This is a genomic window from Mycobacterium sp. (assembly GCF_032159765.1).
Classification (GTDB): Bacteria; Actinomycetota; Actinomycetes; order Mycobacteriales; family Mycobacteriaceae; genus Mycobacterium.
Genome location: NZ_JAVHWM010000199.1, coordinates 1 through 6,668 on the forward strand (window position 1 = coordinate 1; position 6,668 = coordinate 6,668).

The 6,668-nt window shown below is 61.0% G+C and carries 6 protein-coding genes; 5 read left to right on the forward strand and 1 reads right to left on the reverse strand.

Annotation, left to right across the window (positions count from 1 at the left end; genetic code table 11):
• Positions 1-414: 414 nt before the first annotated feature.
• Positions 415-1,041 (reverse strand): TetR/AcrR family transcriptional regulator, encoded by a 627-nt coding sequence (locus QOH60_RS25375; protein ID WP_526424646.1) that lies wholly within the window; start codon positions 1,039-1,041, stop codon positions 415-417.
• A gap of 185 nt (positions 1,042-1,226) precedes the next feature.
• Here QOH60_RS25375 and QOH60_RS25380 point away from each other — a divergent pair, with 185 nt between their 5' ends.
• The 5 genes from QOH60_RS25380 to QOH60_RS25400 are packed head-to-tail and all read left to right on the forward strand — an operon-like array spanning position 1,227 to position 6,446.
• On the forward strand, positions 1,227-1,655 hold the full coding sequence (locus QOH60_RS25380) for an MmpS family transport accessory protein (protein WP_526424647.1): 429 nt from the start codon (positions 1,227-1,229) through the stop codon (positions 1,653-1,655).
• Positions 1,652-4,576: an MMPL/RND family transporter gene (locus QOH60_RS25385; RefSeq protein WP_526424648.1), complete on the forward strand. Its 2,925-nt coding sequence runs from the start codon at positions 1,652-1,654 to the stop codon at positions 4,574-4,576. Before QOH60_RS25380 ends, QOH60_RS25385 begins: the two co-directional genes overlap by 4 nt.
• Positions 4,573-4,911: a DUF732 domain-containing protein gene (locus QOH60_RS25390; protein WP_526424649.1), complete on the forward strand. Its 339-nt coding sequence runs from the start codon at positions 4,573-4,575 to the stop codon at positions 4,909-4,911. Before QOH60_RS25385 ends, QOH60_RS25390 begins: the two co-directional genes overlap by 4 nt.
• Positions 4,912-4,928: 17 nt before the next feature.
• Positions 4,929-5,405: a DUF5078 domain-containing protein gene (locus tag QOH60_RS25395; RefSeq protein ID WP_526424650.1), complete on the forward strand. Its 477-nt coding sequence runs from the start codon at positions 4,929-4,931 to the stop codon at positions 5,403-5,405.
• 48 nt (positions 5,406-5,453) lie between these two features.
• Positions 5,454-6,446, forward strand: a complete 993-nt coding sequence (locus tag QOH60_RS25400; RefSeq protein ID WP_526424651.1) for a zinc-binding dehydrogenase — start codon at positions 5,454-5,456, stop codon at positions 6,444-6,446.
• The last annotated feature ends 222 nt before the right edge of the window (positions 6,447-6,668 follow it).

Consider the following 6,668-nt stretch of genomic DNA (forward strand, 5'->3'; position numbering starts at 1 on the left):
CTGTGGCCGGACACAACGTGGCCGTGCCGGCGGTGTCGCCGCGAACACAAGAGGTTCATTCGGGAATCTTTGACGGCACATTATTTGTGGTGAGATGTATGGTCGAAACAACATATTTCACAACAGCGAGTCCGGTTGCTCGTCTCGCCCGCGGCGCTACGCGCAAGCGCGCCGGAGGGGGATGCCGGCTGTCTGTGCCGGCTGACGCTCTCTGCCGGGTCGGATCATCACATCCTTTCGACTGACGGATAACGTTTTTTGTCAGTCTGCACGCGTATGCGTAGGCTGTCAAGACCTTGGATGGGGTCGCCAGCTTTTGTCATCAGACATCTGACATTTTCCGTATGCTGTCGCACATGCGCCAATCGAGCTGGCGCGAGGATCGATCGATTCGTCAGACCGCTTTGTCGTTAGTCACGCGCCCGTCGGTGCGTTCGAGATGACCAAGGCAGGCGTGACGAAGCGATGCAATATGGACCGGTAGCGCTTGAGGTCGCCAACGCCTGTGTCCAATCCGCGCATCAGCATCTGTACGAGGTCACCTAACCACAGGTAGAAGTCCGCCCGGGGCAGCCCTTGTGGCAGTTCATTGTTAGCGACGGCGGCGTCGAGGTACGGGTCAAAGAGCTCGGCTCTGAGCATTCCCGACATTCCCGAAGTGATCATTCGCCGGCCCAGACTCGAGCCATCGGGGTCGATCACGTGCCGCGTCAGGGGGTCGCGGCGGCAGTAATCGGCGATGTAGAGGAGCCCCTCGATTATCTGATCCGGAAAGTTGTGCTGCCGGGACATGGACTTGTGTGCCCGCTTGAACAAGGCCCGCGTATGCCGTGCGATCAGCTCGATCAACAGATCGTCGCGATCAGCGAAGTAGCGGTAGACGCTGGGCCGGGACAATCCAACCTCGGACGCAACGTCGTCCATTGTGGTCTTGCGAATTCCGTGACGATCGATGCAGCGTTCAGCGGCCGCCAGGATGCGCTCGCGTGCATCGTCCGTGCTCGCGGATTCGGCTGGCTGACTGCGTGATCCTCGAGGCATGTATCCGATTTTACATAGGACGTCAGACGTCAGGTGATGTCATGCCCTCAGTGTGACCTGATCGCCACCACCTTGACACATGGCTCTTTAAGGTTGACACTGACTTCTGACACTTCGCGTCATTTGTCAGTACTGATGAAGGGCATTCGTAGAGCCCACTCATAGAGCCTGAGCGAAGGAGTGCAATGACTCGCCTTGTCAAGCGCGCATGGGTACCTCTGGTCATGGTGATCGTCGTGGCAGTTGCCACGTTCACGGTCTCGCGGCTGCATGGGATCTTCGGCTCGAACATGTACCGTCCCGACGTCGGCAATGGCGATGCAATCGTTCAGTTCAACCCCAAGCGGGTGCTGTACGAGATCTTTGGCCCGCCGGGGACAGTCGCCGATATCAACTATCTGGATGAGAATGCTCAGCCGCAGCGTGTTGATGGGGCGACCTTGCCATGGTCAGTCGAGCTTGTCACGACGCTCACCGCGGTTGCCGCGAACGTGGTGGCACAAGGCGACAGCGACACCATTGGTTGCCGCATCACTGTCAATGGTGAAGTGCGCGAGGAGCATTCGGCGGATGCATACAATGCCCAGACCTCTTGCCTCGTGAAGTCCGCATGAGCACCCGGCACAGCTTCCCGTCCGACGCGGAGAAGCGACCGTTCATCGCGCGAACGATCCGGTGGTTGTCGGTGCCGATCGTCCTCGGCTGGCTGGCGCTGACCGTGGTGGTGAATGTCGTCGCACCGCAGCTGGAAGAAGTCGGCGCAGCACACTCGGTAGCGATGACCGCCAAGGATGCTCCGTCAACGATCGCGATGATGCGTATTGGCAAGAACTTTCAGCAGTTCGATTCCGACACCACCGCCATGGTGTTGTTGGAAGGACAAGACAAGCTGGGCGATGACGCACACCGATTCTACGACGCGCTGATCCAAAAGCTGTCCGAGGATACGACGCATATCGAGCACATCAATAACTTCTGGGGTGATCCGCTGACCGCGGCGGGCTCACAGAGCGCTGACGCCAAGGCCGCCTACGTGCAGTTGAATCTGCGCGGCGATCAGGGCGGCACCGAAGCCAACGATTCGGTGGCCGCGGTGCAGCGCATTGTTGACAGCGTGCCACCGCCGCCCGGAATCAAGGCGTATGTGACCGGTCCTGGGCCGCTTGCCACCGATCGGCGCGTGTACGGCGACGAAGGTGCAAAGAAGATCACCCTCGTCACCCTGGCGGTGATCGCGGTGATGCTGCTACTGGTCTACCGCTCGTTTTTCACCACCGTCATCTTGTTATTCACCATCGGGATGGAATTGCTGGCCGCGCGCGGTGCGATCGCGGTCCTGGCCAATAACAATCTCATAGGCCTGTCCACCTTTGCGGTCAATCTGCTGATCGTGCTGGCGATTGCCGCATCGACCGACTATGCGATTTTTTGGGTTGGCCGCTATCAGGAGGCCAGATCGCGGGGCCTGGATCGTAAAGCCGCCTATTACAACATGTTCAGCGGCACCGCCCACGTGATCTTGGGATCCGGCCTGACCGTCGCGGGGGCGATGTTTTGCATGAGCTTCACCCGGCTGCCCTACTTCCAAAGCCTCGGCGCGCCGTGCGCGTTGGGCCTGCTGGTGATACTGGCGGCCTCACTGACACTGGGGCCGGCAATGGTTGTCGTGGCCAGCCGGTTCGGGGTCTTCGACCCCAAGCGTGCGCACCGCGAGCGGGGGTGGCGCCGCATCGGCACCGCTGTCGTGCGCTGGCCTGGACCAGTTCTAGCGGCCACCACGGCCGTCGCGTTGGTCGGGTTGTTGGCTTTACCGACTTACACGACCAACTACAACGACCGCTACTACATGCCCGCCTACACCCCGGCCAACATCGGATACCACGCCTCGGATCGGCACTTCCCGCAAGCACGCATGGAGCCCGAACTTTTGATGGTCGAGTCCGATCACGATCTGCGCAACCCTGCCGACATGCTGGTGCTGGACCGCATCGCCCGCGGCATCTTCCACATTCCCGGCATCGCCAGGGTGCAGAACATCACCCGACCGCTGGGTACCCCGATCGACCACAGCTCGATCCCGTTCCAGATCAGCATGCAAAGCAGCCAAACCATCCTGAACCAGAAATACATGCACGACGCCATAGACAACTTGAACAAGATGAGCGATGAGCTGCTGGTGACCATCAACATCACCCAGCACATCTCAGACCTGACACATCAACTCACCGACGTCACGCATGATTTGACTGGCCAAACCCATCAAATCCAAGCCGACACAGCCGATTTGCGGGACCACATCGCCGACTTCGACGACTTCTTCAGACCGATCCGCAACTACTTTTACTGGGAGCCGCATTGCTTCGACATCCCCATCTGCTGGGCACTGCGATCAGTGTTCGACACCCTCGACGGGATCGACAAGCTGACCGACGACATCGGCAACGTGACAAAAGACATCGACCAAGTCGACGCGATCCTGCCGCAATTAGATGCCCTGTTGCCACAGTTGATTACCACGCTGCAGACGGTGCGAGGGCTGACGATGACAACGGCAAGCACTTTCTCCGGCCTCATCAATCAAATGGACGCCTTCTCCCAGAACGCCACCGCCATGGGGCAAGCGTTTGACGCGTCCAAGAACGATGACTCCTTTTATCTGCCACCCGAAGCGTTCCAGAACCCAGACTTCATCCGGGGTCTGAAGCTGTTCTTGTCCCCGGACGGAAAGTCCGCGCAGTACATCATCACTCACAAGGGCGATCCCGCTACCCCCGAAGGTATCTCGCACATTCAGCCCATCATGCAGGCCGCAAGCGAGGCGGTGAAGGGAACACCCTTGGAGAGCGCCAATCTGTACCTCGGCGGCACCGCAGCCACCTACAAAGACATGCATGACGGCGCCATGTACGACCTGATGATCGCCGTCACCGCGTCGGTATGCCTGATCTTCCTCGTCATGCTGGGCCTCACCCGCAGCCTGGTCGCGGCCGCAGTTATCGTCGGCACCGTCGCCGTCTCGCTGGCCTCCTCGTTTGGGCTATCAGTGCTGCTCTGGCAGGACCTGTTACACATGCCACTGAACTGGCTGGTGCTGCCGATGGCCATCGTGATCATGTTGGCCGTTGGGTCCGACTACAACCTGTTGCTGGTCTCCCGGTTCCAAGAAGAGATCCACGCTGGGCTGAAGACCGGCATCATCCGCTCCATGGGCAGCACCGGCGGCGTGGTCACCGCCGCCGGGCTGGTGTTCGCCTTCACCATGGGCTCCATGATCTCCAGCGATCTCCGCATCGCCGGCCAAATCGGCTCCACCATCATGCTCGGACTGCTGTTCGACACGCTTATCGTGCGATCCTTCATGACCCCCGCCATCGCGGCACTACTCGGACGGTGGTTCTGGTGGCCACGACGCGTCCACACCCACGCTGCTCCGCGGCCGGCCGCTACCTCCTCGGCTCCCGATCCCGCCGCAGAGGACACGGCCACCACTCAGCCGCTCGGGGTGGGGCAGATGAGTCCCGAAGGACAGCAATGAGATTCGCGAAGCTCTCCATGATGGCGCTGATCACCGCGGCGGTCGCACTGGCCGCCCCGGTGCACGCCGACGTCGATACCGATTTCGCCAATCAGCTTCATGGCTATGGCATCTACGGACAGCGCGACTACAACGCGTGGCTCGCGAAGATCACGTGCAAGCGACTGGGCAATGGCTTAGACACCACGGCGGAGAAGTCGGCTGTGTTTCTGTCGCACAACCTGCCGCGGGGCACCACCACTGCCCAAACGTGGCAGTTCCTGGCCGCCGCGATCAATAACTACTGCCCCGACCTGACGCCGACGCAGACAGCAGCCGCGCAGGGCAACCATTGACACCAGAGGAGGCACACATGCACCGACCAGGGCGCGCGCGACGCGCCTGTAAATCCCTGTGTCGTCGAGCCGGAATCATCGCCCTCACAGCCACATTCGCGGCGGCGGTGTTCCCCGCGACGTCGGCGGCCGACGCGACCGACGACTACCCCATCCCGCATCGGATGATCGTCACAACCTGCACGGCGGAACAGATCCTTGCTGCCGCAAGGGACTTCACGCCGATCTATTACGAGCGCTACATCATCGACAAGCACAACAAGTCTCCCGACGTGCAGCAGGCCGCCATCGACAACGCGCACTATTTCTACTCATTGAGTCCTGGAGATCGAAGAGCCTACTCAGAACAGATGGTGACGAATTTCGCCGATCCCATGACCGCGTCCTGGCCCAACTGGGCGAAGATCTTCTTCAACAACAAGGGCGTCGCCGCAAAGGAAACCGACAACTGCGCCAACTACCCGTCCGATGACCAATCCGTGTGGGACGGGTGAGTGTCCGCTCCCGGACAGTCGAAACAAGTTGAGAGAAATGAGCACACCATGCGAGTCATTACAGCGTCGGAATACGGTCCCGCCGAGGTGCTGCGCGTCGAAGAGCGACAGGTTCCGAGGCCGCAGCGCGACGAGGTCGTCGTCGAGGTGAAGGCAGCCGGCATCAACCTGATGGACACCAACGTCCGCCGCGGACTTGTCCCTACCGGCATCGCGGGCCCTGCGCCGAGAACGTACAGTTTGCCGCTGGCGTTGGGCGTCGACGGTGCGGGAGTCGTGGTCGCGGTTGGTGATCAGTCCAGTGCGAAGGTCGGCGACCGAGTGGCGTGGGAGCACATCCCGGGCAGTTACGCCGAAATGGTGGCTGTTCCGGATGAACGGCTCGTCCCGATCCCCGAGACCGTCACGTTCGGGGCGGCCGCGGGCGGCCTGATGCAGGGGATGACTGCACAGTACCTGTCATGCGTCGCCGTTCCTGTCCCGAAGGACGCTGTGGTTCTTGTCCATTCGGCCGGCAGCGGCGTGGGTCGGATGTTGACTCAACTGTCAACCCGCCGCGGCGCGCGGGTGATCGCCACGGTATCGAAGGGATACAAGGCGCAGTCGGCTCTCGACGCCGGTGCGTGGCAGGTGCTGGTACGCGAGGAGATCGAGGATCTGGACGAAGCCATCCGGGTAGTCACCGACGGTGAGGGCGTGAACATCGCGTTCGACGGAACCGGAAAGACCCTCTTCGAAACCAGCGTCTCCGCGCTGCGTGTCGGCGGCACCTTCGTCACGTACGGCTACGCAGGAGGTCACATACCTCCCTTCAACTTGTGGGAGCAACCTCACGGAGTACGTTTCGTTTTCATCCGCGGCGATGCCCCAGAGGAGTCGATCGATCAGTGGCGCCAGCGCGCCTTGCAGGTGATGCACTGGATCGAAGACGGGACCTTGGACGTCCTCATCGACCGCACCTATCCCCTCGAAGACGCAGCTACTGCCCACCGTGATCTCGAATCTCAGGAGACGGTCGGCAAGCTCCTTCTCGTCCCCTGAATTTCCGGTCGGGACGATCCCTCACCGTTCGCCGGGAGTGCAACTAATAGCCAATCCTTTAGCCGTCGTGGAGAATCCGAAGGTCGGCCGCGAGGCCGTCGAAGCCTCAGATTCCGGTTTGCTCGGTGCGTATCGGGGCCGGGTCGGGCACGTGGGGCATCAGGGCATTGGCCGGAATCTGACCGAACAACCCGGCTTCGAAGTCTTCCAGGGCCTGGCCAA

Bases quoted from the DNA above. Each gene is read 5' to 3' on its own strand.
- QOH60_RS25375 (WP_526424646.1), bottom strand. From the start codon at position 1,041: ATGCCTCGAGGATCACGCAGTCAGCCAGCCGAATCCGCGAGCACGGAC.
- QOH60_RS25380 (WP_526424647.1), top strand. From the start codon at position 1,227: ATGACTCGCCTTGTCAAGCGCGCATGGGTACCTCTGGTCATGGTGATC.
- QOH60_RS25385 (WP_526424648.1), top strand. From the start codon at position 1,652: ATGAGCACCCGGCACAGCTTCCCGTCCGACGCGGAGAAGCGACCGTTC.
- QOH60_RS25390 (WP_526424649.1), top strand. From the start codon at position 4,573: ATGAGATTCGCGAAGCTCTCCATGATGGCGCTGATCACCGCGGCGGTC.
- QOH60_RS25395 (WP_526424650.1), top strand. From the start codon at position 4,929: ATGCACCGACCAGGGCGCGCGCGACGCGCCTGTAAATCCCTGTGTCGT.
- QOH60_RS25400 (WP_526424651.1), top strand. From the start codon at position 5,454: ATGCGAGTCATTACAGCGTCGGAATACGGTCCCGCCGAGGTGCTGCGC.